The sequence below is a fragment of the Streptomyces sp. NPDC050759 genome (assembly GCF_044456945.1).
GTDB lineage: Bacteria > Actinomycetota > Actinomycetes > Streptomycetales > Streptomycetaceae > Streptomyces.
Genome location: NZ_JBITGI010000005.1, coordinates 317,599 through 343,181, shown reverse-complemented (window position 1 = coordinate 343,181; position 25,583 = coordinate 317,599). Strand labels below are relative to the sequence as shown.

The following is a 25,583-nucleotide window of genomic DNA, read 5'->3' as shown; positions in this document are numbered from 1 at the left end:
GAGTACGGCGGGGAGCCGGAAAGTACAGCCTGCTGTACCCCGTCCCCTACTTGAGGCCGATGGCCGCACAGTCCGCCGCGTACTCGGCGGTGCAGATCTGCTTCACGGTGTACACGTCGTCCTTGATCACCGTCTGCTGGATGTTGTCCCTGGTCAGCGCGACCACCGGCACCAGCAGGGACGGGATGTTCTTCTGGGTGGGGCTGTCGACCTTGTCGCGGATGAGCGCGTCGAACTGGAGGTCGCGGCCCTGGATCTTGTACACCGCGATCTGCGCCGCGTTGGTCGCCTCCAGCAGGAACGACTTGTACACGGTCATGTACTGCTCGCCCGACACGACCCGCTGCACCGCGGCGAGGCTCGCGTCCTGCCCGGTGACCGGCGGGATCTTCGTGGCCCCCGCCTCCTTGAGTTCGTCGATGACCGCGCCCGCCATGTCGTCGTTGGCCGAGTAGACGGCGGCGATGTTGTTCAGTCCGAACGAGGCGATCGCCGCCTTCATGTTGGCCTTGGCGACCGACGGCAGCCAGTCCTTGGTGTCGTACTGCTTGGCGATGACGACCTTGCCGTTGAGCTCGTCCAGCGCGCCCTTCTTGAAGAGGGCGGTGTTGGGGTCGGCGAGGGAGCCGTTCATCATGACGATCTTGCTCTTCTCGGCCTTGTCGCCGAGCGCCTCGACGATGGCCCGGCCCTGCACCTCGCCGACGAGTTCGTTGTCGTGCGAGACATAGGCGTCGATGGGGCCCTGGGCGAGCCGGTCGTAGGCAATGACGGGTATGCCCGCGTCCTTCGCCTTCTGGACTTCCGGCTCGATCGCCTTGGAGTCCACCGCGTCCACCAGGATCACGTCCACCTTGTCGGCGACCATCTGCTGGAACTGCTTGCTCTGCCGCTTCTCGCTCGCCCCGGCGTTGGCGTAACTGACCTTGCCCTTGCCGCGGGTGAGGGTCGCGACCTCCTTCTTGATGAGCGGGTAGTCGAACCGGTCGAAGCGGCTGGTGTCCCGGTCGGGGAGCAACAGACCCAGCGTGATGTCGTCGCCCTTCTTGGGGCTCACCGCGGTGTCGCTGCTGCCCACTGAGCAGGAGGTGACCAGAAGGGCCGACACGCAGACGGCCATGACGGAGGGGATGGGGCGCATGGCGATCCTGTGGGTGGGGGGCTGTCACGTAGGCGCAACAGTAAGTGCCCTCAATCCCGATCAAACACCCTGACGATTTCCTTCAAGGGATCGCCACTCGGCGTACGCAACTGATCGGCGATGTACACAAGTTGTACGGCGGTCAGCGCGCGCACCATGAGGATCCCGGCGACGGCCGCGCCGGCGACGGCGAGGTCGGCGACCAGCAGTGTGGTCACGCCGTGGTAGGCGCGGGCGATGAGGTCGTCGGTGTCGCCGTCGTACATCAGGCCGACCCCGGTGACCATGCCGACCAGCCACAGCGCCCACCACACGTTCACGACGACGGGCAGCTTCCGGTCCGGGGCGCTCTTGTGGTGGATGTCGGCGACGATGCCGCGCGGGAACCACAGGTTGACGATCGGCACGAACCAGGCGGCGTACACCCAGATGCCGGCGTAGCGCGGGCGCTCGCCGGACAGTGCCCGCGCGTTGTCCCGCATCCGCCACAGCCAGCCGATGAAAAGGGCCGCGCACACCAGCGTGAGGATGCTTCCGGCCGCGCTGACCAGGTGGTACGAGTCCTCCAGAGCGTTCAGCGGCCGGTGCCTGCCCTCGCCCTGGTCCGGCGGCCCGGAGGCGGGCTCCCCCGCGACGGCGAGCCGGATGTCCCACACGGCCCGCAGCGCATAGGCGGCACCGGCGAGCCCGAGCCCGGCGACGGCCAGGCGGGCGGAGCCACGCGCCGAACGCACAGCGGGCCGGACGGTGTTCTCACTCACGGAGTCCCCCTTCGGAACGATCGCTTCACCCCCTCATCGTCCCGAACCCGGCGATCGGTTCACGCGGATGTTCTCGGGCGGTCCGGCGGAGAAACGGGGTGGCTTGGCCGGCCCTGGCGGGAAGCGGGGTGACCCGGCGGGCCCCGGCGGGGAAAGAGGGTGTCTTGGCAGGCCACGGCGGGGAAACAGGGTGTCCTGGCAGGCCCCAGCGGGCAAACAGGGTGTCTCGGCAGGCCACGGCGGGCAATCAGCTGACCCCCGCAGGCCCCTGGTGGTGGAACGGCGGTGGAAACAGGAAGCCCGGCGGCCCTGGGCGAAAGGAAGGGCGCGGCAGGTCCCGCGGTAGGGCAGGAGGCGTGCCCCGGCGGGCCCCGCGGAAGGGCAAGGAGCGCCCCCCGGCGGGCCCCGCGGAAGGGCAAGGAGCGCCCCCCGGCGGGCCCCACGGAAAAACGGGATGCCCCGGCGGGCCCCACGGAAAAACGGGATGCCCCGGCGGGCCCCACGGAAAAACGGGATGCCCCGGCGGGCCTCGCGGAGAAGCGGGATGCCCCGGCGGGCCCGAAGGCGAGAAGTCGGGAGGAAATCCGGCGGGGCGAGGATCGTGGGAGCCATGGACGGACAGCGATACGACGTGTGGGCGTCCGGCGCCGCCTACGACCGTTACATGGGCCGCTGGAGCCGGGCGGTCGCGCGCGAGTTCACGGCCTGGCTCGGCCGTCCGGACGGACTGCGGTGGCTGGACGTGGGGTGCGGCACCGGAGTGCTGTCGGCGGTGATCCGGGAACGCTGCCGACCCGACCTGGTCCTGGGCTGCGACCGTTCCGAGGGCTTCGTCCGCGCGGGCCGGGCCGGGGTCGTGGCGGACGCCATGGCGCTTCCCGTCCGGGACGGCGCCTTCGACGTGGCGGTCAGCGGTCTGACCCTGAACTTCCTGCCCGACCCCGCGGCGGCGGTCACCTCGATGGCCCGCGCGGTCCGGCCGGGCGGCGCCCTGGTGGCCGGGTACGTCTGGGACTACGCCGACGGAATGCGCCTGTTGCGCCTCTTCTGGGACACCGCCGCCGAACTCGACCCGGCGGCGGCCGAGTGGGACGAGGGCCTGCGGTTCCCCGACTGTCGTCCCCAACCCCTGCACGACCTGTGGACGACCGCGGGACTCACCGACGTGATCGTGCGCGCGATCGAAGTCCCCACCGTCTTCACCGACTTCGCCGACCTGTGGGGCCCCTTCCTGGCCGGCCAGGGCCCCGCGCCGGGCTATGTCAGCACCCTCCCCCCGGCCGCCCGGGACGACCTGCGCGAAGCCCTGCGCACGGCCGCCCCCACCGCCCCCGACGGTTCGATCCCCCTCTCGGCACGCGCCTGGGCCGTACGCGGACGAACCACGTGAACCAACCGCCGATCGAGGCCCACGCGACACCTCACGCCCCGGTTACTTTTCGCTCAACCTCTGGTTGCGAGGCGGTGAGCGGGCGACGATGGGCACATGACTCTGGCCGAGCGTGCCCTGGAGCGCCTGGAGGCGTGGTCCGACCTCAGCACGGGCCTGCCCAGCTGTGGAGCCGGGCTGGCCCTGCGGTCCGCGCACAGCGAGATCGTGCACTTCCATCCGGGGCGGGACGTCGATCTGCACCTCACCGAACCGGCCATCCGCCGATTCCACGACGACCTCCAGGAATCGACCGCGGTCCGGCTGCTGCCGGGCTCCCGCTGGGTCACCGTCCACCTCGACTGCGAGACCGACGTCGACCTGCTGATGAGCCTGGTCAGCATGGCGCTGAAGGCCCACCAGGCGGGGCCCCGGCCCGTCGGCCCGGCCGTGTGCAACTTCCACCGGGTCACCGTGGTCCCCCGGGACTCCCCTTTCGTCCCGATTCGGTGATAATCGGAGTATGAGTACCGCGACGTTTGTCCTGGCGGCCTCGTCGAGCGAAGTACTCAACGTGATCGCCGCCTTCGCCGGTGGACTGTTCATCGCCGGCGCGCTGGTGTTTGCCGTGGTGTTCGGCATGCGGGTCCAGGACCGGGAGCTTCCACGGCCGCTCAGCGACGAGCAGCCGCACCTCCCGGAGACCGGGCCGATCCGTGAGATGCGGGAGATGCGCGAGCCGGACGAGCTGCCGGCCACCGCGGACGGGCAGGAACGGCTGATGCCGTACCAGCTCCATCACTCGGGAAGCAGACGAGGAGAGGACCAGAACCGCAAACGCTGGCTGCCCGGCTCCAGCGGCGGATTCGGCAGCGGCGGCCTCGGCCACGTATGACCGGGCCGGGCCGGGCCGGGGGATGGGCCACCAGCACGCGGCCCTGCCCGCCCTCCCCAGGTCAGCCCCACGCCGGGGGCTCGCGTTGCAGTGCCGCCCCTCGTAGTGCCGCTCCCTCGCTCGTGATGCCACCCCTTCGTGGCGCCACCGGGGAGTCGCGGTACTCCGCTCCGCGCGGGAGCGGACGACCCCGTCGTCGACGTCCCCGGCGGGTGAGGCGGCGGGCCGAGGGCGATACGGCTCTGCTCTCGCCGACGCCGACGCCGCCGTCGGCCCCGGCGGCGTCGACACCGCCGCGCCGCTGTCCGCCCCGTTCGGGATCAGACCCGCCTCTCCGGCTTGTACACCGCCAGCGCCCAGATCACGAAGAAGTCGAGGCCGACCATGATGAGCGACCAGAACGGGGCGTAGGGCAGGAACAGGAACTGGGCGATCATGCTCAGCGAGGCCAGGAAGATGCCGGTCATCCGGGCCCAGGCGGCGCCCCTGAGGACGAACGCGCCGGTGACGGCCGCGAGGGCGCCCAGGCAGAGGAGGATCACGCCCCAGCCGGTGAGGTTGATCTTGTAGACGTAGTCGCCGACGCGGGTCCAGACATCGTCCTTCGCGAGCAGGGAGATGCCCTGGAAGATCGCCAGGATGCCGTTCATCATCATCAGCACACCGGCGAAGACGACGCCGCCGGTGGCCCACGCCATCTCGGTGGGCGTCGGGCCGAGACCCGGCGCGGGGGTCGGGGCCGGGGCCGGAGGTGTGCCCGCGGACGGCTGTGTGGCGTGCGGTTGCTGCGTCATGACCGTGTCCCACCTTTCGGGTCGATGTGCTTCGACCATCGGGCGCGGCGGGGGCGCCCACCACGGGAGTGGGCCGTTCGGGTGAGGCTGGGCGTGCGGCCGTAGGGACAGAGCCCTTCACTGGAGGGACACCCGCTGGAGGCGAGATGACACGCTGGACGACTGCCGCGCTGCTGACGACGCTGGCCCTGACCGGCCTGGCCGGCCTGACCGCCTGCTCCGACGACGACAGCCCGTCGTCGGTGGCGAGCAAGGTCGCGTCGGCCGCCTCCCGCGCCGGGGACGCGGTGTCGTCGGCCACGGCCGAGGCGGGCAGGCGGTTCGACGACATCAAGAACGGCGTCGACGCCAAGGACGACGTACGGCTCGGCACCCCCGCCACCGCTTCGGACGGCCGTACGACGGTGGAGGTCACCGCCACCAACTCCGCGGACTCGGCCAAGTCCTTCACCATCCAGGTCGACTTCACGGACCGGAACGGCAAGCTGCTGGACGCGGTGGTGCTGACCGTGTCGGACGTACCCGCGGGCGGTACGGGGAAGGGGACCGCGCGCAGCACGCACGACCTGTCGGGGGACGTGCGGGCGAAGGTGCCGAGGGCGGTCCGCCACTAGGTCCTGTCCGCCGGACGGGCACGGGTCGTGGTCACGCCATCCGGTCACGCCATCCGGTCACGCCGTCCGGTCAGGCCATCCAGAAGAAGACGGCCGTCATCCGCTTCTCCTCCAGCGTGCTGCCCGAGTAACCGCTCGCGCTGTGCACGAGGTTGGCGTTGTAGAGGAGCAGCCGGTTGTACCGGTGCGGCACCCGTACGTCCTCCTCGAAGGCGTCCGGCGCGACGAACCGTGTCCCGAGCGCCTCGACGAGGTTGTTGTGCGGGGCCTGCACCACGTTGCCGCCGAGCCGTCCGCCGGGCATGGCCTGCCGGTAGAAGCTGGTGCCGCAGTCCTTGGGGACGCCGGGGTTGAGATACAGCACGGCGGCGTACCGGCACAGCGCCCGCGAGTCGGTGTGCGGCCGGGGCTCGCTCTCGCCCTCCCCGACGACCTGCACGCAGTTGTGGTTGAGGGTGCCCCCGCCGGGCGCCCGCTGCACCCACAGCTCCTTGGCCCCGGTCGCCTGCCTCACCAGCCGCTCGACCCTCCCGAGCTCGGCGGGTTCGAGCCCCGGCATGGTCCGCAGTCCCGGCCAGGTCTCCGCGGTGTACGGATACCCCTTCACCCAGTCGTCCTTGGCGAGACAGCGTTCCCGTACGGCGTCGACGTCCGGGAGCACGTCGTCGATCACCCAGTAGTCGCGGCCCTTGGTGGGCTTGCGGTAGGGGAGGACGGGAAGGGGCCGCTGCGACCGCTGTGGCATGGACATGCAGCGAATCTAGGTCCGGGGCCCGTCACGTCTCTCCCGCGTTTTCCCCCGGACTTCCCCGCGAACCGGTCAACGAACGGTCAACCGGCGGCGATCGGTCCGTCCCTGACGGCGCGTCTGTGAGCCCGGTCATCCTCCGGAAGAGGTGATGAACAACTACGGCCCCGCGTGCGTACTCCTGTGCGTCCGACCCGCCTCCTGGCGGGAAACCCCTACCGGGCAGGAGGCACGGTGCCACTCTCGCGCAACGCGATGGGAACGCTGTTCGTGGGCGGAGCCCTCACACTGACCTTGGGCGCTCTCGCGTACCCGTCCATGTTGAGTGTCAGCAAGGCTTCGACCGCGCAGGACAGAGTCATCGCCCAGACGCAGTGGGGCCCGCTGACCGAGCAGGACCGTGACTTCGTCGTCAAGGTGCGGGCGGCGGGCCTGTGGGAGTACCCGCTGGGGCAGGTCGCCCTGCAGAAGGGCACCACCCCGGAGGTCAAGGAAGCCGGAAAGCATCTGATCGACGGACACGCGGCGCTGGACGATGCCTGCCGCAAGATCGCCCCGATGCTCAACATCACCATCCCGAACGTGGCGAGCCCGCAGCAGGTCGGCTTCGTGAACACGATCGAGTCGAGCAACGGCCAGCAGTTCGACACGAACTTCGCCAACATCCTGCGGGTGACGCACGGTTCGATCTTCAACACGATCTCGAAGATCCGCTCCACCACCAAGAACTCGCTGGTGCGGTCGCTGGCCGACATGGCCAACGACACGGTGCTGGACCACATGACGGTCATGGAGAAGACCGGCTTCGTCAACTTCGACCAGGCCCTCTTCATGCAGACCACTCCGCCGAAGCTGCCCGACACCGACCTCACTCCGCCGGCCCCGCAGCCCGGCGCGCCGATGGTCGTGCTCAGCCCGCCGGCGAACCCGACGTCGACGCCGCTCGGTATCCCCGGCGGGAACGCGAACGGCGCCACCCCGGCCGGGGGCGCGACCCCGTCGCCGACCATCGGTTAGCCCTGGGACCTGCCCTCCCCGTAGGGCCTGTTGCGAAAGCGGCCCTAGCCGAGCCAGGCGGTCGTGTCCGGTCCCAGCAGCCCGTCCTCCAGCGGGCCGCTGGTGAGCAGTACCTCCCCCGCCGGGAGCGGGACGGCCCGGTCCGACAGATTGGTGACGCACCGCCAGCCCTCGTGCCGGACGAAGTCCAGCACGTCGGCCGGGGAGGCGTCCGCCCAGGTGAGGTCCTCCCCCTGAAGGAGCTTGCGGCGCAGGCGCAGGGCGGTGCGGTACAGCTCCAGCGTGGAGCCCTCGACACCGTCCTGGGCCTCGACGGCGTACCCGGCGAACCACTCCGGCTGCGGCAACCAGGCACCGCCGGCTCCGAAGCCGTACGACGGACCGCTCGTCGTCCACGGCAGCGGCACCCGGCATCCGTCGCGCCCCTTGCGGACTCGGCCCGTCTGCTCCCAGATCGGGTCCTGGAGCACCTCGAAGGGCAGGTCGGCGACCTCGGGCAGACCGAGTTCCTCGCCTTGGTAGACGTACGACGATCCCGGCAGCGCGAGCATGAGCAGCGTGGCCGCGCGAGCGCGTCGCAGGCCCTGGTGTCCGTCCACGGCGGGCGCGTGGCCGCCGGACAGCAGCCAGGCGTTCTCGTCGGTACCCGGCGGGAGGACGAGGCGGGAGGCGTGCCGTACGACGTCGTGGTTGGAGAGCACCCAGGTGGCCGAGGCGTGGGCGGTGCGGGCGGTGGTGAGGGAGTCGGTGATGACCTGGCGCAGCTCGCCGGCGTCCCAGGCGGTCTGGAGGTACTCGAAGTTGAAGGCCTGGCCGAGTTCGTCCGCGCGGGCGTACAGCGCGCGGCGCGGGCCCGGGACCCAGGCCTCGGCGACGGCCATGCGGGGCGGGATGTAGGAGTCGAGGATCGTGCGCCAGTCGCGGTAGATCTCGTGGACCTCGTCGCGGTCCCAGTAGGGGTGGCCGCCCGGCGGCAGGCGCCCCAGGGCCTCCTCCGCGACACCGGGCAGGTCGCCGAGGTCGCGCAACGGCTCGGTCAGGTCCTTGGCCAGCGCGTGCGCCACGTCCACGCGGAAGCCGTCGACCCCGCGGTCGGACCAGAAGCGCAGGGTGGTGCGGAAGTCCTCGCGGACCTCGTCGTGCGACCAGTTGAGGTCGGGCTGCTCGGGGGCGAACAGATGCAGGTACCACTGCCCGTCCGGCACCCGCCGCCAGGCGCTGCCGCCGAAGACGGACTGCCAGTCGGTGGGCGGGAGTTCGCCGTGCGCGCCGCGTCCGTCCCGGAACACGTACCGCTCGCGCGCCGCGGATCCGGGACCGGCGGCGAGCGCCTCCTGGAACCAGACGTGCCGGTGGGAGGTGTGGTTGGGGACGAGGTCGACGATCACCTTGAGCCCGAGCCGGTGCGCTTCGGCGACCATCGCGTCGAAGTCGTCGAGCGTCCCCAGGCGCGGGTCGACGTCCCGGTAGTCGGCGACGTCGTAGCCGCCGTCGGCGAGTTCGGAGGGGTAGAAGGGGCTCAGCCACAGGGCGTCGGCGCCGAGGGCGACCAGGTGCGTGAGGCGCTCGGTGACGCCCCTGATGTCCCCGAGGCCGTCACCGTCGGCGTCGGCGAAACTGCGGGGATAGACCTGGTAGACGACAGCCTGCCGCCACCAGTCGGGGTCCTTGCCGGAGAGGTCGGGCGTGGTGGTGCGCGCGGTCACGCGGGCTCCTCTGCATGCGTCCGTGCGGGAGACAAAGGGGATATCTGCCCACTCGCCGGAAACATGAACCCGGGGTTATGCGGAGCAGATAGTTCCCTGTGTGTCGAAATTGTGATGGCCGATGAACTCACCTTGCATCACCGCAGGTTGACAGCGTTCCACAAGGAGATCCACCATGTGCGGACACCGTGGCGCATGTGACCAATGAGCCCAGTGTTTCTGATGCTTGCTGTTACCACTCACTCTCATCCTGACGGGATACGTATGTCCATAGCGAGACGTGTCACCCTGCGACGCCTGCTGGGGACGGGCGCCGCGACGCTCGCCTTCTCCGCTGCCCTCGCCTCCGTCGCCTCGGCCTCCGACTGCCCCGGCGGCAAGGGCTGGCAGGACGGCGGAAGCTACAAGCCGGGCACGGGCGCCGGCTCCAAGACCGAGACCGACCGCTGCGAGTTCTCCCTCGACGGCAAGAACTTCTTCGCCTCGGTCAAGGTCGACGACCTGAACCTGAAGCCGACCGACGACGGCAAGGTCCACGTCAAGGTCCGCGCGGCGGGCGACGCGTCCACCTGCACCGCCTCTCTCGCGTCCTACCGCGCGCACGGCCCGACGTTCGCCACCTCCGGCGAGCAGGCCTTCCACGACTTCGACACCGTGACCGTCAAGGCCGGCGCCGTCGACTCCCTCGACATCTCGATCCCGGACCTCGGCTGCTACGCGCAGATCGACCTCTACCGGGGCAACACGAAGTTCGACGGCAAGCTGGACGCCAACGACGGCTTTACGCACGGCGACCTCCCCAAGGGCCCGGACCACCCGGTCATCAAGGACAAGCTGATCGCGGCCTGGAACGGCGGCACGAAGGACTGCACGGCCACCCCGCCGACGACGCCCCCGGCCACGCCTCCGGCCCCGGAGACCACTCCGCCGGCCTCGGAGTCGACCCCGCCGGCCTCGGAGTCCACCCCGCCGGCCTCCGAGAGCACGCCTCCCGCCTCGGAGACCCCGTCGACGTCCACGCCGACCCCGTCGGCCTCGGAGTCCACGACGACCCCGGGTGCGCCCACCCCCAACGGTGGCGGCGGCGACAACCTCGCCGAGACGGGCGCCAGCAGCAACACCCCGCTGATCGCGGGCGGTGCGGCGGTGCTGCTCGCGGGTGGCGCGGGCATCGTCCTGGCCACGCGTCGCCGTAAGGCCTCGCGCGCCTGACACCTTTCTGACTGACGGGGCCGTCCCACCGTTCGCGGTGCGGGCGGCCCTTTCGGTTGTCTGCGGGTGTCTGCGGGTGTCTGCCGGTGTCTGCGGACCGCCGGCGGGTGGCTCAGTGAAGGGTGGGCCGGTAGACGAGCTCCTGAATGCGACCGTCGAGCGTCCGGCTCTCCAGCAGCTCCAGATCGAAGTCGGCCGCACCCTGGAAGACCGGGTCGAGGCCGGTCCGGCCGGTGATGACGGGGAAGAGGGTCACCTGCAGGCGGTCGACCAGACCTGCGGCCATCAGCGCCCGGTTCATCGACAGGCTGCCGTGTGAACGCAACGGCACGTCGGACTCCTTCTTGAGCCGCGCCACGACGTCGACGGCGTCGCCGCTCACGACGGTCGCGTCCGGCCAGTCGAGGGGACCTTCCAGCGTCGTCGACACCACGGTCGCCGGCAGGTTCCTCATCCGCGTGACCCAGGGGTCACGCACGTCGGAATCCTCGGTGCTCTCGGCCAGCATCTGCGCGAACGCCCGGTAGGTGGTGGCCCCGAAGACCATCCGCTGCTCCTCGCCGTAGAGGGCGAGGCGGTGGTCGAGCAACTCGGGCCCCTGCTTGCCCCAGTACCCGGTCCAGTCACCGCCGGCGGCGGCGTAGCCGTCGAGACTGGAAAAGACGTCGAAGGTGTAGGTGGCGGTCATGTCGCTCTCCGGTCTGCTCGATGGACTAGTCGATGGACTTGCCGATGGTCTAGTCGATGGACTTGCCACTTGCCGATGGTCTTCCGTCATCCCGGTAGACCCGGCCACTCTCCGGAACTCATCGCCCTGGCCGCCACGCCCACCATGGCCCAATAAATCGAACACATGATTGAATCCGGGCATGCGATCGTTCCCCGACGACCTCGCCCGTGCACAGCGGGAGTGGAGCGCCATCTACCACCAGCTCGCCGAGCGCCCCGGCCACACCGAGCTGCGCCGACGCCTGCACCGGCTGTCGGCCCAGGTGTACTTCCATCCCCACTGGCAGAGAGGGCGCCCGCGCCCCGCCGAGTGGCGGGAACTGCGTGACCTGGGACGGCCGGGCACCGGCACCATGAGCGAACGGCCCGAGCGATGACGGACCGAAGTGCGGGACCGTACGCCCCGGACGATCCTGAAGACATGTCCGGACCGATCCGCGTGATCGTGCACCCCCCGTCCCCCACCGGCGGCCGCCGCGTACGCGTGGACGGCGAGATCCTCGGCCTGGCCCACAACCTGACCGACGTCGCGGAGTTCCTCCGCCGAGCGGGCCTGGAGATGGACGCGGCGGAGGTGGCGCAGTCACCGTGGATCGAGTGGAAGGGGGGCGGGCCGGAGCGGTGGGGGGCGGAGGGGTGAGGGCCGGTGACACCTGGTTTCTACTGACCCAAGGGGTGGCCCTGCAGCGCCGCGTATGCCCGCTCGACCTCGCCCAGGTACGCCTGCAGGCGGAAACGAACCTCCCCGATGGGCTGGCCGTCGAGGCCCGGGTACATCAGGTCGGACCAGATGACCGTCCCGCCCCGCAGCCGGACCCGGATTGTCAGCCTGTCCGGCCCTGGCTCGGGCCGTTCCCGCGTTGCCACATCCACCGTGCACGGCATGTCCGTCGGACAGAGCGGTCCGCCTGGGCGGAGCAGTCGCCTCGGATCGACGCCGGCCATCCGGCTGTCGCTGCGCGCAACGACGTCGAGACCATCGACGAAGAGGTACGTGTGAACGGCAACACACGCGGGCGGCCCAGGACACGCACCGATGAGCAATGTGCTCACCGCACCATCGCTTTGCCCATCGGGCACGGTGGCCCTCATCTCGCGCGATGACCTACGCGGCATCCGCCTGATGTCACGTCATGAGCCGATGCCAGCCGCCGACCACGAGGAAGCTACCGGGGCTTCCCCCTTGATCGTGGACACCGATTGTCATGCAGCCATGGTCGGCGTAATGGATCTCTGGTCGTAGGCGATCGGGCTGCTCTGCTGGGCGACCGGATCAGCGACGGACGCGGTAGCGGATGTGGGTGGCCTCCGGCGTGTCGATCACCTGGGCGATCTCCAGCTCGATCTCCGAGGGCAGGACGTCGAACAGTCGTCGTCCGCGGCCGAGCAGCACCGGGATCTGGTGGATCTGCACCTCGTCCAGGACTCCGGCTTCCAGCGCTCGTTGCCCCGTGTACGCACCGCGCACCTGCACGTCCTTGTCGCCGGCGGCGGCCTTGGCCTGGGCCATCGCGCTTTCGATCCCGTCGTTCACGTAGGTCACCAACGGATAGCCCCAGCGGGCGGCCGGGCCGGGTGGGCGGTGACTGGGCACGAAAATCGGGAGACCTCCATGATCACCGCCCCAGTGATCCATGAGTTCGGCGGTCCGCCGCCCCGCGAGTACCGCACCGGCCGCGTTCCATTCCTCCTGGAACCGCGCGGCGGTCCGAGCGGACTCGCCTTTGGCGTCGGCCCACTTGTGCAGCCGTTCGCCGTCCTCACCGCCGAGGAAGTCGTCAGGGTCGGCGATGTACCCGTCGAGAGACACCGACATGTCGAGCACTGATGTGGACACTTCGATCTCCTGTCGTATCGATCCGGACTGGTTTCAACGCTGTAGACCTGGCATGGCTGCCTTACTCATCGGGCGCAACGTATTGGATCCTTGCTCGTAGGCGATCGGGCTGATCTGACCGATGCTGCGCGAGACCACCATGTGGGCCTTGAGGAGATCGATCGCGTCGGGCACGACGGGCGGCAGCGCTTCACCCTCGCCGGCGTCGGGGTACCGCGCCCGGTTCTCCGCCGCGCACTGTCGGCCCCTCCGGGCTGAGGTCGGGCACGATGAACAGCACGAACTTGTTGTCACTGTTCATCTGCAGTTCCGTCGCCGTGGACCACCGGGCTCAGGCCACCTGCGTCAACAACCCCCGCACCGCCTCGTCCACCACCCGGTACCGCACCACCCGCCCCTCCTTCTCCCCTGCCACAACTCCCGCCGCCCGCAGCAGCCGTAGCGCCTGCGATACGGCTGGGTCGTTCATGCCCGTCGCGATCGCGAGGTCGGAGACGGCCAGTGGGCCGGTCCGGTGCAGGGCGAGCAGGAGTGAGAGGCGGTTCGGGTCGGCGAGGAGGGCGAAGCGGTCGGACCAGGTGCGGACGTGTCCCGGGTCGCCGATCGCGGCGATGGCGTCGCACACCCGGTGTCCGTCGATCGTGCGGCGGTCGGCTCGGTCGGCCGGGACGAGGTGCATGGGGCCCATCCTCGCAGGCGGCCCTGTGTGATCTTCCATACCTGCGCAGGTGTGCAGCTATGCAGGAGACCCCGCGCCCCCCTACGGTGGACGGGCCGTGGTGCTCGGGAAGCCGGTGACGACCCCTCAAAGGTCCATTCCGGTGCGGCCCTCGCCACTGTGATCGGGGAGTTTCCCTCCCACGTCCCTCGCGGGACAGCCACTGGCCGTCACCATCAGGCCGGGAAGGCGGGCAGGGAAACGCACGACCCGTAAGCCAGGAGACCGGCCACGGCAGCTCACGCGTTCATCCACGAGGTGCTGGAGTGACCACCGTATGACTGATCCTGTGCTGCCCAAGACTGCCCTGTCCGAGACCGCACCCGCCTCCTTCCGCTGGCGGCGCGAGGACACCGTCAAGACGGTCGGTCTGATGGCCGCGATAGCCGCCCTGCACGTCGTCGCCTTCGGCATCCTCTTCCTGCTCGTCGTCCCGGAGCACTACGAGGTGGGCGACAAGGCCTTCGGCATCGGACTCGGCATCACCGCCTACACCCTCGGCATGCGGCACGCCTTCGACGCCGACCACATCGCCGCGATCGACAACACCACCCGCAAGCTGATGGCGGACGGCAAGCGGCCGGTGTCCGGAGGGTTCTGGTTCGCGCTCGGGCACTCCAGTGTCGTGGTCGTGCTCGCCGCGCTGATCGCCGGGGGCACCCAGCTGGCCGGCAAGGTCATGAACGAAGGCTCAAGTACCCACCAAGTGCTGGGATTTCTCGGTACGACGGTCTCCGGGTCGTTCCTCTATCTCATCGCCGCTCTCAACCTGGTCGCCCTGATGGGCATCCTGAAGGTCTTCCGGGCGATGCGGGCGGGGACGTACGACGAGAAGGAGCTGGAACAGCACCTGGATTCCCGGGGCTTCATGAACCGGATCCTCGGGCGGCTCACCAAGTCCATCACCCGGCCGGGGCAGATGTTCCCGCTGGGCTTCCTGTTCGGGCTGGGCTTCGACACGGCCACGGAAGTGACCCTGATGGTGATGGCCGGGTCGGGTGCGGCCGCGGGTCTTCCCTGGTACGCCATCCTCTGTCTGCCGCTGCTCTTCGCCGCCGGCATGAGCCTGTTCGACACCCTCGACGGCACGTTCATGAACTTCGCCTACCAGTGGGCCTTCTCCAACCCCGTCCGCAAGGTCTTCTACAACCTCGCCATCACCGGGCTGTCCATCGCGGTCGCCTTCTTCATCGGCACGATCGAGCTCGTCGGCGTCCTGCACGACAAGCTCGACCTCACCGACGCCCTCACCACCTGGATCGCCGACATCGACCTCGACAACGTCGGCTACGTCATCGTCGGCCTGTTCGTGGTGGTGTGGGCGGCGGCGATCGCCTACTGGCGGCTCGCGAAGGTGGAGCAGCGGTGGGGCGTCAGCAGTTCTTGAGGGACCAGATGGGGCTCCAGTTGTACGAGTTGCTGCTGCCACCCGGCCCGACGGACGTGACGGTCCCGCCGTCCTTGCCGTAGAAGCGCGCGGTCACCCCACCGGTCTGGGAGTTGCGGTACGAGCCCGTGCCGACCCAGTTGGACAGGGTGTAGGTGTCGCAGTAGTAGAAGAAGTAGACGACGTAGTCGCCCCGCGTGGGGTCGTAGGTCGCGGTGCACAGGTTGCCGCTCTCGCAGGTGAGGGACTCACGCGCGGCGATGTGCAGGATCTTGTTGGGCTTCGGCCAGGCCGTCGGAGGCTCGGCGGCCGCCCCCGCGGGCAGTGCCGAGGCGGGCGGCGCGGCCGGCATGGTCAGGATCTGGCCGAAGTCCCGGTTCTCCGGAGCCGCACCGGCCGAGGCCGCACCGGCGGGGCCCGCCGTGAACACGGCCGTCAGCGCCAGCCCCAGGGCGCCGAGGCCCGCGAGCAGAGAACGTCGTATGTCGCGCATGTGATGTCGTACCCCCTGTGGAAAAAGGACATCCTTCGCGAACACAGGCTTGCTTCGACCTGCTGGTCCCCGCCACACCCTGAAGCCCTGCCTTAAACGGAACCCGTCCCGACGGAACCCGTCCCAACGGAACCCGCCCCAACCGAGCCCGTCCCTTCGAGCAGGGCGCTCCCCGCCGGCGTGATGGTGTGCAGCACGTGTCTGCCGCGGCGCACGCTCAGCAGCAGGCCCGCCCGGCGCAGCACCGCCGTGTGCTGGCTCGCGGCCGCGCCGGAGATGCCGAGGCGGTGGGCGAGTTCGCCGGTCGTACGGCCGGTGACGACCTCTTCCAGGATCGCCGCGCGGGTCCGGCCGATGAGGGCGGCGAGGTCACCGCTGGATGAGGGGCGGCCGGGCGGGCGGGCCCAGCCAAGGGAGTGCTGGATCGGGTAGACGAGGACGGGCGGCAGGTCGGGGGCGGCGAGGGTGACCGGTCTGCGGAGACAGAACAGGGACGGCTGGAGCAGCAATCCCCGTCCGCCGAGCCGGAGTTCGCGCTGGACGGGGTAGTCGGCCTCCAGGACGGGTGGCCGCCAGCGCAGGACGGGACCGAGGCTCGCCAGCAGTCCGTCGGTGCCGTCGCTCAGCACCGCCCGGGTGCGGACCGCCCGGTCGGCGTCCACCTGCGCCCGGACCTGCGGCCAGAAGGGGGCGAGCGCGGAGCGGTGGTAACCGCGCAGGGCGGCGCCCAGGCGGCGCAGCGCCGAGGGCTCACCGTCGGCCAGGGCGCGGGCCTCCGACGGCAGCGGGCGAGCCCGGCGCGGGGAGGCGGCGAGCGTGGTCAGGTCTCTGCGCAGGACGGTGCGGGGCGTGCGCAGGACGGCGTCGACGGCGCCCTCGAGGTCGTAGGAGTCGCCGAGGTCGGGGGACCCACCGAGGCCGGGTAAGCCACCAAGGCCGTAGGATCCGCCGAGGTCGGGGGTGAGGAAGTCCGGCGTGTAGCCGCGCGGAGGCAGCAGCGCGGCGAGGAGTCCGAGCAGCCCCTGCGCCGGGCGCAGCCGTGGCCGTACCAGCCGCCGCCAGTCGCCGAACAGCAGGGGCGCGTCCGCCCCGGCCAGCGCCTGGAAGCTGTTGGTGATCTCCCAGAGGGGGTCGGGAGCGGTGGCGACGCGCACGCGCGCGATGTCGTCGGTGGTGAAGTGCACCCGCAGCATGGGGGTTCTCCGATGGTGGTCGGTCATCGGGTGGGTGGCGGTGCCCCCTGACAGTGACGGAGCCGCACGTGCCGGGGCAAGGCGGCATTCGGTCACCCCTGGTGCTGCGAGCGCTGCGAACGCTGCGAACGCCGCGAGTGGCTGCTAGGCCCCCTCCACCGCCGTCAGCCACAACTTCACGTACCGCTCCACGTCGACGCCCAACCCCACGTCCACGAGGGTCACTTCACGTTCGCCCTCGTGGATCTCGGACTCCCCGGGACGGCGGCGGCGGTCGACGACGGTCTGGCCGCGGGTCGGGCCCGGAGCCAGGCTCACCTCCACCGGCAGGAGCTCGGTGGTCAGCCCGCCCGGGTCGACGACCGCGCAGACCGCGCCCGCATCGCCGAGGCCGCCGGTGGGGGTGGGGTCACCGGAGGTGGCGGGGTCGCGGTGGGCGAGGAGTTCGCCGGCCATGCGCAGGCTGGGCTCCGAACTCGCCCGCAGCCGCTGGACGTCGGCGGCGGGGACGACGACCCGCTCGAACACGTCCAGGCCGTACATGGTGATCGGCACGCCCGCGGTGAGCAGTACGGCGGCCGCCTCGGGATCGTGCCAGACGTTGAACTCCGCGACGGGCGTGGCGTTCCCGGTCGCCACCGCGCCGCCCATGAACACGATCCGCTCGATGTTCCGCACGACGTCGGGGTGGGTGCGGAGCAGCAGGGCGATGTTCGTCAGCGGCGCGGTGGGGATGAGGATGACCGGCGTCGGGGAGGCGAGGATCTCCCGCCTGAGCAGGGTCACCGCGTCCACGTCCACCGCGACCCGGGTCGGCGCGGGCAGCCCGAGGTCGCCCATGCCGTCCAGCCCGTGCACATGGTGTGCGACGCGCACGGGCTCGATCAGCGGCCGCGCGGCACCCCGGGCAACGGGGATGTCCCCGGCCCCGGCCTGCTCCAGGACGGTCAGTGTGTTGCGCACGACGCCGTCGACGTCGGTGTTCCCGGCGACACAGGTGACCGCGCGCAGATCGATGCCTGGATGCCGTACGGCGAACAGCAGGGCCAGGGCGTCGTCGACACCGGTGTCGCAGTCGATGATCACCGGAATGGGCTGACCGGTCACGGCGGGGGTCCTTTCGTCACTGGCGTACGTCACTGACGTACGGAACCGACCTTACGCAGCCGCCCAGAGTTCGGCCCCGCGATCACCGCTCCGGGCAACGATCCGTTCCAGCAGCTCGTCGACCGGCACAGCTCCTGGCCTACGGCCGTCCCGCAGTCGTACGGCCGCACAGCCGGCGTCGGCCTCCCGCTCCCCGATCACCGCCTGGTACGGCACGAGGCGCGCGGCACGGACGCGGGCGCCGAGAGTGCCGTGGCCGGGGCCGGAGAGTTCGGCCCGGATGCCGCGCGCTTCGGCCCTCCGTACGAGCTCATGGGCCCGCTCCTCCTGTTCCTCCGCCACCGGGAGGACCACCAGCTGCACAGGCGCGAGCCACACCGGGAACGCGCCGCCGTGCGCCTCGATGAGATGGGCAACCGCCCGTTCCACACTGCCGATGATGCTGCGGTGGACCATCACCGGGCGGTGTTTGCCGCCGTCGGGGCCGATGTAGTGGAGGTCGAAGCGTTCGGGCTGGTGGAAGTCGATCTGGACGGTGGAGAGGGTGGACTCGCGGCCGGCGGGGTCGGTGATCTGCACGTCGATCTTGGGGCCGTAGAAGGCGGCCTCGCCCTCGACGGACTCGTAGTCGATGCCGTCCAGGACCTCTTCTAGGAGGGCGGTGGCGCGGCGCCAGAGCGCGGGGTCCGCGACGTACTTGCCGGAGTCTCCCGGGAGGGACAGGCGGTACCTGGTCGCACGGATGCCGAGGTCGTCGTAGGCGCGCCGGATGAGTCCGAGGGCAGCGCGGGCCTCTGCCACGGCCTGCTCCGGGGTGCAGAAGATGTGGGCGTCGTTGAGCTGGATGGAGCGGACGCGGGTGAGACCACCGAGGACGCCCGACAGCTCCGAGCGGTACATGCCGCCCAACTCGGCGATACGGAACGGAAGTTCACGGTAACTGTGGGACCGTGACCGATAGATGAGGGCGTGGTGCGGGCAGAGGCTGGGCCGCAGCACGACCTCCTCGCCCTCCCCGCCGCCCAGCCGCATCGGCGGGAACATGTCGTCGCTGTAGTGGTCCCAGTGCCCGGAGATCTCGTACAGCTCCCGCTTCCCGAGCACCGGCGAGTACACATGCCGGTACCCGGCAGCGCGCTCCACCTCCCTGACGTACTCCTCCAGGACATGCCGTACGACGGCCCCGTCGGGCAGCCAGTACGGCAGCCCCGCGCCCATCAGCGGATCAGTGTCGAACAGCTCGAGCTCACGGCCGAGCCGGCGGTGGTCGTGCAGGGGGTTCACGGGGTTCTGGTTCATGGGGTTCTCCCTCGCGGTGGGGCGGAGCGAGGAACCGACGGGAACGACAAAGCCCCGGGGCACTCGCCCCGGGGCTTCGGACTGCGTCAGCTGTCAGCGCGCCGGGACCTGCTCCGGCGTCGTCGTGATCGACGGGATGGCGATGGCTTGGGCACGCTGCATGGGGTGAGGGTAGGGGGAGGGGCGGGGGTGGGGCGAAGGGTTTTTGGGAGCGTCTGCGGTGGTAGTCCGGAGTGGATCAGGTCAGAGCCCGGTACTCGGGGGACGGATCGGCCAGTTCGGGATGCTCGACTGGGTATCGCTCGCCATGGATCCGGCTCATCGCCCAATGCCAGGCCTCATCGTGGAAGACCAGGCCGCGGTGGGAGTCATCGGCCGGTTCATAGGGGTACGCCTCCAGGGCCGCCGCCCGTGACGCGGGCAGTGACATACCGCCGTGCTGACGCATGACCCAGGCGTAGGCACGGCGCTCGGCCTGGAGGAGGTCGAGGTATTCGGCTTCGGTCCAGGCCATGGGGACCAGTCAGGGGTGTTCGGGGTGCAGGGACCTTCTGAAGGTGGTCCAGGTGCCGGGGACGACCTGGAGTATCGGTCCACCGGGGGTCTTGGAGTCGCGAACGGCGATGGTGCCAGGGCGATTGCGGGCGACTTCGACGCACTCGCCGTGCGCGTCACCGCTGCTGTACGTGGACTTCCTGAACTCGTAGTCGGACACGGGCCCTACATCTCCTTACGGATGCTGTCGATGAGTCTTACGGAGTTGCTGTGCGCGAGTCCGAGCCGCGTGATCCGATCGAAGGTCGCGTTGTGGTGTGCGGCGTCAGTCTCGCTCTCCAACCAGACCTTCGTCGACGAAGTATCCACCTGTGCGACGTCCAGAGCACCGGGCTCAGCGAAGGAGACGACGGTGAAGGCACAGGTCATCCCGGGGTGGGCGCCGGCGATGAAGGGGACCACCTGCACCCGCACGTTGGGCAGGTGCGCCGCCTCCAGCAGATGCTCCAGCTGAGCCCGCATGACGTCTCGACCACCGACCAGTTGGCGCACGGCCCCCTCGTGGAGCAACGCCCAGAGCTGTAGCGGGCGTTCGCCGCCCAGCCTCGCCTGCCGGGCCATCCTCGCCTCGACGAAGGTCTCGATCTCGTCGAGGTCGTCCCAGGATCCGTTCCCGACCGCGAGGGCACGGGCATAGTCTGCGGTCTGCAAGAGGCCGGGCACAAAGGCGAGTTGCCAGGTGTGCCGCACGGCCCGATACGTCGTGTCGGCGACACGTCAGGTTGATCGCGAGCTGCTGATCGCGTACGGCGTCGGTGATCCGCACCCGCGTCGAACACTGGCTGTCCTGGCTCAAAAGTGTGATGTAGAGCACTGGAACTCGCCCGCGCGCACAGGCAGTTCATGACGTGACCACAGATATGCGAACCCGGGTGCGAGCTGGAGATCCGGACGCCTTTGCCGAACTCTTCGACGCATACGCCCGCGCGGTGTACAACCACGCTTTCCGGCTGACCGCCGACTGGTCCGCGGCCGAGGACGTCATGTCGGCGACGTTCATGGAGGCGTGGCGGCGCCGTGCGTCGGTCGAGACCGAAGGGAGTTCGCTGCGACCGTGGTTGCTGGGCATCGCGACCAACGTCGCCCGCTCCCAGTACCGCAGCAACCGGCGCTACCGGAACGCGGCCGAGGCGGCGGCAGCCGCGGGCGCCGCCGAGGCGCAGGTCGAGGACCACGCCGAGGAGACCGCCGGACGGCTTGACGACCGGCGTCGGATCGCCGCCACGCTCACCGCGCTCAGCCTGCTCAAACGTCCCGAACGCGAGGTCCTGACGCTGTGTCTGTGGGAGGGCATGGAGTACTCCGAGGCCGCCCGCGCTCTTGGGATCCCCGTCGGCACCGTCCGTTCCCGGCTGTCCCGCGCCCGCGGCAAGCTCCGCAAGCTCACCGACGCGGAACTGCTCAAAGGGAGGAGCGCGGAACTGCTCGGAGAAAAACGGGAACTCACCGCCACCAACCGGCAGATAACAGGTGATCGCGGATACGTGATCCGGTCCGCACAGGAAGGAAACCGATGAACGCCAGCCCCTCCCAGCCGCACCCGGCTGAGTGGACGGAGACCCAGGGCCTCCTGCCCTCCGTCGCACGGGACCTGCCGGCGGGCCGTCACCAGTTCCACAAGGAGCAGATGATGACCCAGATCCACGAGGACCTCCGCACCACCCGCACCGACGGCCGGCCGACCGGCGCTCCGCGTCCCCGCAACCCGTTCCTGCGCCGGGCGATCCTGCTGCCCGCCGCGGCCTTCGCCCTGGCCGGCGCAGTCGTGGCCGGCGTCGCCCTGTCGGGCGGCAACGGGGGCGGCGACAAGGCCGCTTCGGCCACCGGTCCCGCGCTGACCACCCAGGTCGGCGCCGCCGACGCCAAGGGCGCCCCCCAGCTGCTCGACCGCATCTCCCTGGCCGCCGCCGATGTCTCCGGGCCCACCCCGCACGCCGGCCAGTTCGTCTACATCGCCTCGAAGGTGGCCAGCACCTACCCCCACACCGTCGACAACAAGACCACTGTGGTCAGCCAGGGTCTGCACTCCCGCCAGGTCTGGAACTCCCTCGACGGCAAGGACGGCTGGCTGATCGAGGCGGGCGAGACGAGCGACAAGGGCATCACCCTGTCCAGCGACACCCCGCTCGACTCGGCCTACGACGCCCTGGCCGAGCTGCCCACCGACCCCGCCCAGCTGTTGCAGCGCATCTACCGCGACTCCGACGCCGTCCGGGACCCCGAAGTGCCCCGCGACCAGGCGGCCTTCGTCGCCATCGGTGACCTGCTGACCGAGAGCTACCCGCCGGCCGATCTCACCGCCGCCCTTTACAAGGCCGCGGCCAAGATCCCCGGGGTCGTGGCGGTGGACGACGCGGTCGACGCCACCGGCCGTCACGGGGTGGCGATCGCCCGGCAGAACGACGCCGCCGGCGAGCGCACCGAATGGATCTTCGACAAGAAGACCCTGCAGTTCCTCGGCGAGCGCAACGTCGTGGTCAAGAAGGTGGCGGACAGCCCGTTCAAGGTCGGCACCGTCACGTTCACCAGCGCGATCACACAGCGCGCCATCGTCGACGCCAGCAAGCAGGTCCCCGGGCAGGTGGGCTGATGCGTATCGGATCCTCATCGGCGGCGCTGGCCGCCCTGTTGGTCGCCGGAGTGATGACGGGCGTCTCGGTGGCGGACACCGGCACGGGGCTCGGGCTGCGGACCGCGGACACCAACACCGCCTCCGAGTTCGGCGCGCGAGCCGTCGGCGCGGCCACCGCCGCACCGGCGGGCGCCGGATCCCCGGCCCGGTTCGTCACCCTGATCACCGGCGACCGGGTCCAGATCGACGCCCGGGGCCGGGTGACCGGCGTACAGCAGGCGCCGGGACGCGAGAATGTCCCGGTGTCCGTCCGGCGCCTCGGCGGCAAGCAGTACGTCGTGCCGGCCGACGCCGCCGCCCGCATCGGCCAAGGCACCCTGGACAAGCGGCTGTTCGACATCGGCGCCCTGATACGCGCCGGATACGACGACGCCCGGCGCAGCACGCTCCCGCTCATCGTGTCCTACGAGGGGAAGAGCGCCCGGCGCGCGAACACCCAGAAGTCGCTGGTGGCGGACGCGCACGTCACCGTACGCCGGAACCTGCCCAGCGTGGGCGGGGCCGCGCTCACCGTGCCCAAGGCCCGGGCCGGCGACGCCTGGCACGACCTCACCTCCGCCCCGGGAGTCGCCCGGGTCTGGCTGGACGGCCGGTTCACGGCGCGGGCGGTGCAGCCGGAGGCGAGTGGCAACGTCACACAGATCGGCGCGCCGGACGCCTGGGCCGCCGGTTACGACGGCAAGGGCGTCAAGGTCGCCGTCCTGGACACGGGCGTCGACACCACACACCCGGACCTCGCCTCGGTGGTCACGGAGTCGAAGGACTTCAGCGGCACCGGCGATACGGACGACCGTAAGGGCCACGGCTCGCATGTCGCGGCGATCGTGGCCGGTTCGGGGGCCAAGTCCGGCGGCCTGTACAGGGGCGTCGCGCCCGGTGCCGAGATCCTCAACGCCAAGGTGCTCGACGACAGCGGCCAGGGCAGCACGTCCAGCGTCATCGCCGGCCTGGAGTGGGCCGCGGCGCAGGGCGCGAGGGTGGCCAACCTCAGCCTCGGCCAGGAGGACACCCCGGGGAACGACCCGGTCGAGACGGCCGTGAACGCCCTCTCCAAGAGCACCGGCATGCTCACCGTCGCCGCGGCGGGCAACGACGGTCCCGGGCCCGGGACTCTCAGCTCCCCGGGCACGGCGGAGTCTGCGCTCGCGGTGGGCGCGGTCGACGGCAAGGACGCTATCGCCGAGTTCTCCAGCACCGGCCCGACCGCCGACAGCGCGCTGAAGCCCGACCTCACCGCGCCGGGCGTGGACATCGTCTCGGCGAAGGCGGCGCACGGCGAACTGGGCGACCCGGCGGCTGACGGCTACGTCTCCTTGTCCGGTACGTCCATGGCGACGCCGCATGTCGCGGGGGCCGCCGCGATCCTGGCACAGCGGCACCCCGACTGGACAGGAGAGCGGATCAAGCAGGCACTGACCGCCTCCGCCGCCCCGACGGCCGGCCTGACCGGCTACCAGCAGGGCACCGGCCGGGTCGCCGTGGCGCGGGCGCTCACCCAGACCGTGGTGAGCGAGCAGACCTCGGTGTCCTTCGGCGAGCAGCGGTGGCCCCACTCCGACGACCAGCTGCTCACCCGGCGCGTCACCTACCGCAACGACGGCGACGGTCCGGTCACCCTGGACCTCGCCGCCACCGCGACCGGCCCGTCCGGGCAGACCGCGCCCGAGGGCATGTTCAGGCTCAGCGCCTCGCACCTCACCGTCCCCGCGGGCGGCACCGCGAGCGTCGACCTCACCGCGGACACCCGCACCGAGGCGGCGGACGGCGCGTACTCGGGCGCGGTCATCGCCACCGAGCCGGGCACCGAAACGGTCGTACGGACGGCTTTCGGCGTCGTACGCGAGGCCGAGGCACACGATCTGACCCTGAAGTTCCTGGACCGCGGCGGAAAACCCGTCAGCTCGCCGCTGACCGAGATCTACAGCCACTCGGGCGACTACTCGACCACGGAACTGGACGACTCGCAGCAGATCTCCAAGGGCGTCTACAAGGTGCGCGTCCCACGTGGTGACTTTGTGGTCGACACGGTGATGCTCGCAGCCGAAGGCGGAACCGAAGCCGAGGGCGCCACGGCCCTCGTCCGGCCGAGGCTCTCGATCACCAGGAACACGACGGTCACCTTCGACGCCCGCAAGGCCAGACCGGTCGACATCACTCCGCCGAGGGGTAGCGGGAAGATGCTGGACGGCCGGATCAACTTCGGCATGGGCGCCGGAAGGGAGGCGCACAACTCGACTCTGATCTGGCGCCCGCTCACGAATGTGCGCACCGCGACGCTGGGGCCGGCCGCGACGCCCGGGAAGGTCAGCACGCAGCTCGGCGGCCTGTGGCAGAAGGGCAGCACCACCTACAACCTCCTCTACAACCTGCCCGACCGCTTCCCCACCGGCTATCGGCACACGGCACGCATGAGCGAACTCGCCCTGGTGAAGCGGCACTTCGGCTCCTCCGTCGCCCACCGCAAGGGCATCGTCAACGCCCTGTGGCACGGACCCTCCATGTTGCTGGGCACGGTGAGCGCCCCGTTCCCGCTTCCGGCGACGGCGAAGACCTACGTCACCACGCCCAAGGGCTTCCGCTGGACGGTCGGCCTCGGCCAGCGGAACGCCTCCGGGGACGATGACGACGTGTTCTACGGCGAGGAGCGCCCGGTGTCCTACCGGGCGGGACGGACGTACGAGTCGACGTACAACGTGGGCGTCTTCAGCCCCCTCGTCGGCGGCGCGTACGGCGCGCGGCGCAGCGGTGACACGCTCGACCTGTGCGTCCCCGACCTGGCCGACGGCGCCGGCCACCCGGCGTCCTCCGTGGCCACCCGGCACACGACGGTCACGGCGGGCGGCAGCACCCTCCTCGACAACGACGGCGACCTCTGCCAGACCGTCGACAACCTCCCGGCCGGCCCGACCCGTTACACGATCCGCACGGACCTGAACCGTCCGGCCACGGTGGCCGGCACCACCAGCCGCTTGACCGCGGCCTGGACCTTCACCTCGAAGCGCACGTCACAACCCTCGGACACCTCCGCCCTCCTGCCCCTCTCCACCGTCCGCTTCCATCCCGCCATCACCCCCACCGGCACGGCCGCCTCCGGCCGCCGCACCACGGTCCCGCTGTCCATCGAGGGCCCGGCCGCCAAGCACCTGAAGTCCCTGGTGGTGAAGGTCTCCTACGACGCCGGAACGACCTGGTCCGCCGCCCGCATAAGCACCTACCACGGCAAGAAGACCCTTGTCCTGAACCACCCGGCCAAGGCGCACTCGGTCTCCTTCAAGACGACCCTGACCGACAAGGAGGGCAACACCTACGCGGCGACGATCCTGAAGGCGTACCTCCTCACCTGACCCACAGGGCGCAGCCCGCGAAACACTCGTCA

The 25,583-nt window shown here is 70.4% G+C and carries 27 protein-coding genes, 1 pseudogene and 1 riboswitch; of the genes and pseudogenes, 13 read left to right on the top strand and 15 right to left on the bottom strand.

What is annotated here, in order from left to right; all coding sequences use genetic code 11:
* Positions 1-46: 46 nt before the first annotated feature.
* Together ACIBJB_RS18105 and ACIBJB_RS18100 are read right to left on the bottom strand one after the other, a co-directional pair.
* The gene (locus ACIBJB_RS18105) at positions 47-1,141 is read right to left on the bottom strand and encodes a sugar ABC transporter substrate-binding protein (RefSeq protein WP_398931546.1); all 1,095 of its coding nucleotides are present in this window, start codon (positions 1,139-1,141) and stop codon (positions 47-49) included.
* 50 nt (positions 1,142-1,191) lie between these two features.
* Positions 1,192-1,902 carry a DUF4328 domain-containing protein gene (locus ACIBJB_RS18100; protein WP_398931544.1) on the bottom strand — a complete coding sequence of 237 codons (711 nt, stop codon included), beginning with the start codon at positions 1,900-1,902 and terminating at the stop codon, positions 1,192-1,194.
* A gap of 610 nt (positions 1,903-2,512) precedes the next feature.
* Between ACIBJB_RS18100 and ACIBJB_RS18095 the strand changes: the two genes are divergently transcribed.
* The 3 genes from ACIBJB_RS18095 (at position 2,513) to ACIBJB_RS18085 (ending at position 4,166) form a co-directional block, all read left to right on the top strand.
* Positions 2,513-3,292, top strand: a complete 780-nt coding sequence (locus tag ACIBJB_RS18095) for a class I SAM-dependent methyltransferase (protein WP_398931542.1) — start codon at positions 2,513-2,515, stop codon at positions 3,290-3,292.
* Positions 3,293-3,388: 96 nt separating this feature from the next.
* Positions 3,389-3,784 carry a luciferase family protein gene (locus ACIBJB_RS18090; protein WP_398931540.1) on the top strand — a complete coding sequence of 132 codons (396 nt, stop codon included), beginning with the start codon at positions 3,389-3,391 and terminating at the stop codon, positions 3,782-3,784.
* A gap of 10 nt (positions 3,785-3,794) precedes the next feature.
* Positions 3,795-4,166, top strand: coding sequence for a DUF6479 family protein (locus ACIBJB_RS18085; RefSeq protein ID WP_398931537.1), 372 nt, complete (start codon positions 3,795-3,797; stop codon positions 4,164-4,166).
* A 320-nt stretch (positions 4,167-4,486) separates the two neighbouring features.
* On the opposite strand, the gene ACIBJB_RS18080 is transcribed toward ACIBJB_RS18085, so the two are convergent.
* Positions 4,487-4,960: a hypothetical protein gene (locus tag ACIBJB_RS18080; protein ID WP_398931535.1), complete on the bottom strand. Its 474-nt coding sequence runs from the start codon at positions 4,958-4,960 to the stop codon at positions 4,487-4,489.
* 146 nt (positions 4,961-5,106) lie between these two features.
* Between ACIBJB_RS18080 and ACIBJB_RS18075 the strand changes: the two genes are divergently transcribed.
* Entirely contained in the window at positions 5,107-5,574 is a 468-nt protein-coding gene (locus tag ACIBJB_RS18075; RefSeq protein WP_398931533.1) for a hypothetical protein, read from the top strand.
* 70 nt (positions 5,575-5,644) lie between these two features.
* Here ACIBJB_RS18075 and ACIBJB_RS18070 read toward each other — a convergent pair whose 3' ends face one another.
* The gene (locus ACIBJB_RS18070; RefSeq protein WP_398931531.1) at positions 5,645-6,325 is read right to left on the bottom strand and encodes a DUF6445 family protein; all 681 of its coding nucleotides are present in this window, start codon (positions 6,323-6,325) and stop codon (positions 5,645-5,647) included.
* A gap of 252 nt (positions 6,326-6,577) precedes the next feature.
* On the opposite strand from ACIBJB_RS18070, the gene ACIBJB_RS18065 reads away from it, so the two are divergent.
* Positions 6,578-7,339 (top strand): DUF4142 domain-containing protein, encoded by a 762-nt coding sequence (locus ACIBJB_RS18065; protein ID WP_398932008.1) that lies wholly within the window; start codon positions 6,578-6,580, stop codon positions 7,337-7,339.
* A gap of 44 nt (positions 7,340-7,383) precedes the next feature.
* Here the strand turns inward: ACIBJB_RS18065 and ACIBJB_RS18060 are convergent, their stop codons facing one another.
* Positions 7,384-9,045, bottom strand: coding sequence for an alpha-amylase family glycosyl hydrolase (locus ACIBJB_RS18060; RefSeq protein ID WP_398931529.1), 1,662 nt, complete (start codon positions 9,043-9,045; stop codon positions 7,384-7,386).
* Positions 9,046-9,309: 264 nt separating this feature from the next.
* Here ACIBJB_RS18060 and ACIBJB_RS18055 point away from each other — a divergent pair, with 264 nt between their 5' ends.
* Entirely contained in the window at positions 9,310-10,257 is a 948-nt protein-coding gene (locus ACIBJB_RS18055) for an LAETG motif-containing sortase-dependent surface protein (RefSeq protein WP_398931527.1), read from the top strand.
* A gap of 112 nt (positions 10,258-10,369) precedes the next feature.
* Here ACIBJB_RS18055 and ACIBJB_RS18050 read toward each other — a convergent pair whose 3' ends face one another.
* On the bottom strand, positions 10,370-10,945 hold the full coding sequence (locus tag ACIBJB_RS18050) for a dihydrofolate reductase family protein (protein WP_398931525.1): 576 nt from the start codon (positions 10,943-10,945) through the stop codon (positions 10,370-10,372).
* A 181-nt stretch (positions 10,946-11,126) separates the two neighbouring features.
* Here ACIBJB_RS18050 and ACIBJB_RS18045 point away from each other — a divergent pair, with 181 nt between their 5' ends.
* The 3 genes from ACIBJB_RS18045 to ACIBJB_RS18035 all read left to right on the top strand — a co-directional run bounded on the left by ACIBJB_RS18045 (position 11,127) and on the right by ACIBJB_RS18035 (position 12,229).
* A complete protein-coding gene (locus tag ACIBJB_RS18045) occupies positions 11,127-11,363 on the top strand; it encodes a hypothetical protein (RefSeq protein WP_398931523.1) in 237 nt (78 codons plus the stop codon).
* Positions 11,364-11,407: 44 nt separating this feature from the next.
* Positions 11,408-11,626, top strand: coding sequence for a hypothetical protein (locus ACIBJB_RS18040; RefSeq protein WP_398931521.1), 219 nt, complete (start codon positions 11,408-11,410; stop codon positions 11,624-11,626).
* 396 nt (positions 11,627-12,022) lie between these two features.
* On the top strand, positions 12,023-12,229 hold the full coding sequence (locus ACIBJB_RS18035) for a hypothetical protein (protein ID WP_398931519.1): 207 nt from the start codon (positions 12,023-12,025) through the stop codon (positions 12,227-12,229).
* A gap of 30 nt (positions 12,230-12,259) precedes the next feature.
* On the opposite strand, the gene ACIBJB_RS18030 is transcribed toward ACIBJB_RS18035, so the two are convergent.
* Both ACIBJB_RS18030 and ACIBJB_RS18025 read right to left on the bottom strand, forming a co-directional pair.
* Positions 12,260-12,823: a dihydrofolate reductase family protein gene (locus tag ACIBJB_RS18030; RefSeq protein ID WP_069757968.1), complete on the bottom strand. Its 564-nt coding sequence runs from the start codon at positions 12,821-12,823 to the stop codon at positions 12,260-12,262.
* Positions 12,824-13,154: 331 nt separating this feature from the next.
* Complete coding sequence (locus ACIBJB_RS18025) at positions 13,155-13,502, bottom strand: ArsR/SmtB family transcription factor (RefSeq protein WP_398931516.1); 348 nt, start codon at positions 13,500-13,502, stop codon at positions 13,155-13,157.
* An 81-nt stretch (positions 13,503-13,583) separates the two neighbouring features.
* A riboswitch (cobalamin riboswitch) is annotated at positions 13,584-13,790 on the top strand.
* Positions 13,791-13,818: 28 nt separating this feature from the next.
* On the opposite strand from ACIBJB_RS18025, the gene ACIBJB_RS18020 reads away from it, so the two are divergent.
* On the top strand, positions 13,819-14,928 hold the full coding sequence (locus ACIBJB_RS18020) for a HoxN/HupN/NixA family nickel/cobalt transporter (RefSeq protein ID WP_398931514.1): 1,110 nt from the start codon (positions 13,819-13,821) through the stop codon (positions 14,926-14,928).
* On the opposite strand, the gene ACIBJB_RS18015 is transcribed toward ACIBJB_RS18020, so the two are convergent.
* From ACIBJB_RS18015 to ACIBJB_RS17985, 7 genes and pseudogenes are all read right to left on the bottom strand, one after another.
* Positions 14,915-15,421, bottom strand: coding sequence for a hypothetical protein (locus ACIBJB_RS18015; protein WP_398931512.1), 507 nt, complete (start codon positions 15,419-15,421; stop codon positions 14,915-14,917). The genes ACIBJB_RS18020 and ACIBJB_RS18015 overlap by 14 nt on opposite strands.
* A gap of 92 nt (positions 15,422-15,513) precedes the next feature.
* Positions 15,514-16,614: an ArsR/SmtB family transcription factor gene (locus ACIBJB_RS18010; protein WP_398931510.1), complete on the bottom strand. Its 1,101-nt coding sequence runs from the start codon at positions 16,612-16,614 to the stop codon at positions 15,514-15,516.
* A 144-nt stretch (positions 16,615-16,758) separates the two neighbouring features.
* Positions 16,759-17,721, bottom strand: coding sequence for a nucleoside hydrolase (locus ACIBJB_RS18005; protein WP_398931508.1), 963 nt, complete (start codon positions 17,719-17,721; stop codon positions 16,759-16,761).
* Positions 17,722-17,772: 51 nt separating this feature from the next.
* Positions 17,773-19,020, bottom strand: coding sequence for a threonine--tRNA ligase (gene thrS, locus ACIBJB_RS18000; protein WP_398931506.1), 1,248 nt, complete (start codon positions 19,018-19,020; stop codon positions 17,773-17,775).
* A 238-nt stretch (positions 19,021-19,258) separates the two neighbouring features.
* The gene (locus ACIBJB_RS17995; protein ID WP_398931505.1) at positions 19,259-19,534 is read right to left on the bottom strand and encodes a hypothetical protein; all 276 of its coding nucleotides are present in this window, start codon (positions 19,532-19,534) and stop codon (positions 19,259-19,261) included.
* A 9-nt stretch (positions 19,535-19,543) separates the two neighbouring features.
* A complete protein-coding gene (locus ACIBJB_RS17990) occupies positions 19,544-19,735 on the bottom strand; it encodes a DUF397 domain-containing protein (protein ID WP_398931503.1) in 192 nt (63 codons plus the stop codon).
* A gap of 5 nt (positions 19,736-19,740) precedes the next feature.
* Positions 19,741-20,256: pseudogene (locus ACIBJB_RS17985) on the bottom strand (DUF5753 domain-containing protein); the annotation flags it as partial.
* 167 nt (positions 20,257-20,423) lie between these two features.
* Between ACIBJB_RS17985 and ACIBJB_RS17980 the strand changes: the two are divergent.
* The 3 genes from ACIBJB_RS17980 to ACIBJB_RS17970 are packed head-to-tail and all read left to right on the top strand — an operon-like array spanning position 20,424 to position 25,551.
* Positions 20,424-21,092, top strand: coding sequence for an RNA polymerase sigma factor (locus ACIBJB_RS17980; protein ID WP_398931501.1), 669 nt, complete (start codon positions 20,424-20,426; stop codon positions 21,090-21,092).
* Positions 21,089-22,165, top strand: coding sequence for a CU044_5270 family protein (locus ACIBJB_RS17975; RefSeq protein WP_398931499.1), 1,077 nt, complete (start codon positions 21,089-21,091; stop codon positions 22,163-22,165). The genes ACIBJB_RS17980 and ACIBJB_RS17975 overlap by 4 nt, the downstream gene beginning before the upstream one ends.
* Positions 22,165-25,551 carry a S8 family peptidase gene (locus tag ACIBJB_RS17970; RefSeq protein ID WP_398931497.1) on the top strand — a complete coding sequence of 1,129 codons (3,387 nt, stop codon included), beginning with the start codon at positions 22,165-22,167 and terminating at the stop codon, positions 25,549-25,551. Before ACIBJB_RS17975 ends, ACIBJB_RS17970 begins: the two co-directional genes overlap by 1 nt.
* Positions 25,552-25,583 lie beyond the last annotated feature (32 nt).

Coding starts and splice junctions, on each gene's coding strand:
- ACIBJB_RS17975 (WP_398931499.1), top strand. CDS start 21,089: ATGAACGCCAGCCCCTCCCAGCCGCACCCGGCTGAGTGGACGGAGACC.
- ACIBJB_RS18035 (WP_398931519.1), top strand. CDS start 12,023: ATGAGCAATGTGCTCACCGCACCATCGCTTTGCCCATCGGGCACGGTG.
- thrS (WP_398931506.1), bottom strand. CDS start 19,020: ATGAACCAGAACCCCGTGAACCCCCTGCACGACCACCGCCGGCTCGGC.
- ACIBJB_RS17970 (WP_398931497.1), top strand. CDS start 22,165: ATGCGTATCGGATCCTCATCGGCGGCGCTGGCCGCCCTGTTGGTCGCC.
- ACIBJB_RS18025 (WP_398931516.1), bottom strand. CDS start 13,502: ATGCACCTCGTCCCGGCCGACCGAGCCGACCGCCGCACGATCGACGGA.
- ACIBJB_RS18105 (WP_398931546.1), bottom strand. CDS start 1,141: ATGCGCCCCATCCCCTCCGTCATGGCCGTCTGCGTGTCGGCCCTTCTG.
- ACIBJB_RS18095 (WP_398931542.1), top strand. CDS start 2,513: ATGGACGGACAGCGATACGACGTGTGGGCGTCCGGCGCCGCCTACGAC.
- ACIBJB_RS18015 (WP_398931512.1), bottom strand. CDS start 15,421: ATGCGCGACATACGACGTTCTCTGCTCGCGGGCCTCGGCGCCCTGGGG.
- ACIBJB_RS18085 (WP_398931537.1), top strand. CDS start 3,795: ATGAGTACCGCGACGTTTGTCCTGGCGGCCTCGTCGAGCGAAGTACTC.
- ACIBJB_RS18055 (WP_398931527.1), top strand. CDS start 9,310: ATGTCCATAGCGAGACGTGTCACCCTGCGACGCCTGCTGGGGACGGGC.
- ACIBJB_RS18010 (WP_398931510.1), bottom strand. CDS start 16,614: ATGCTGCGGGTGCACTTCACCACCGACGACATCGCGCGCGTGCGCGTC.
- ACIBJB_RS18045 (WP_398931523.1), top strand. CDS start 11,127: ATGCGATCGTTCCCCGACGACCTCGCCCGTGCACAGCGGGAGTGGAGC.
- ACIBJB_RS18050 (WP_398931525.1), bottom strand. CDS start 10,945: ATGACCGCCACCTACACCTTCGACGTCTTTTCCAGTCTCGACGGCTAC.
- ACIBJB_RS18020 (WP_398931514.1), top strand. CDS start 13,819: ATGACTGATCCTGTGCTGCCCAAGACTGCCCTGTCCGAGACCGCACCC.
- ACIBJB_RS18065 (WP_398932008.1), top strand. CDS start 6,578: ATGGGAACGCTGTTCGTGGGCGGAGCCCTCACACTGACCTTGGGCGCT.
- ACIBJB_RS18090 (WP_398931540.1), top strand. CDS start 3,389: ATGACTCTGGCCGAGCGTGCCCTGGAGCGCCTGGAGGCGTGGTCCGAC.
- ACIBJB_RS18080 (WP_398931535.1), bottom strand. CDS start 4,960: ATGACGCAGCAACCGCACGCCACACAGCCGTCCGCGGGCACACCTCCG.
- ACIBJB_RS18075 (WP_398931533.1), top strand. CDS start 5,107: ATGACACGCTGGACGACTGCCGCGCTGCTGACGACGCTGGCCCTGACC.
- ACIBJB_RS18070 (WP_398931531.1), bottom strand. CDS start 6,325: ATGTCCATGCCACAGCGGTCGCAGCGGCCCCTTCCCGTCCTCCCCTAC.
- ACIBJB_RS18040 (WP_398931521.1), top strand. CDS start 11,408: ATGTCCGGACCGATCCGCGTGATCGTGCACCCCCCGTCCCCCACCGGC.
- ACIBJB_RS17995 (WP_398931505.1), bottom strand. CDS start 19,534: ATGGCCTGGACCGAAGCCGAATACCTCGACCTCCTCCAGGCCGAGCGC.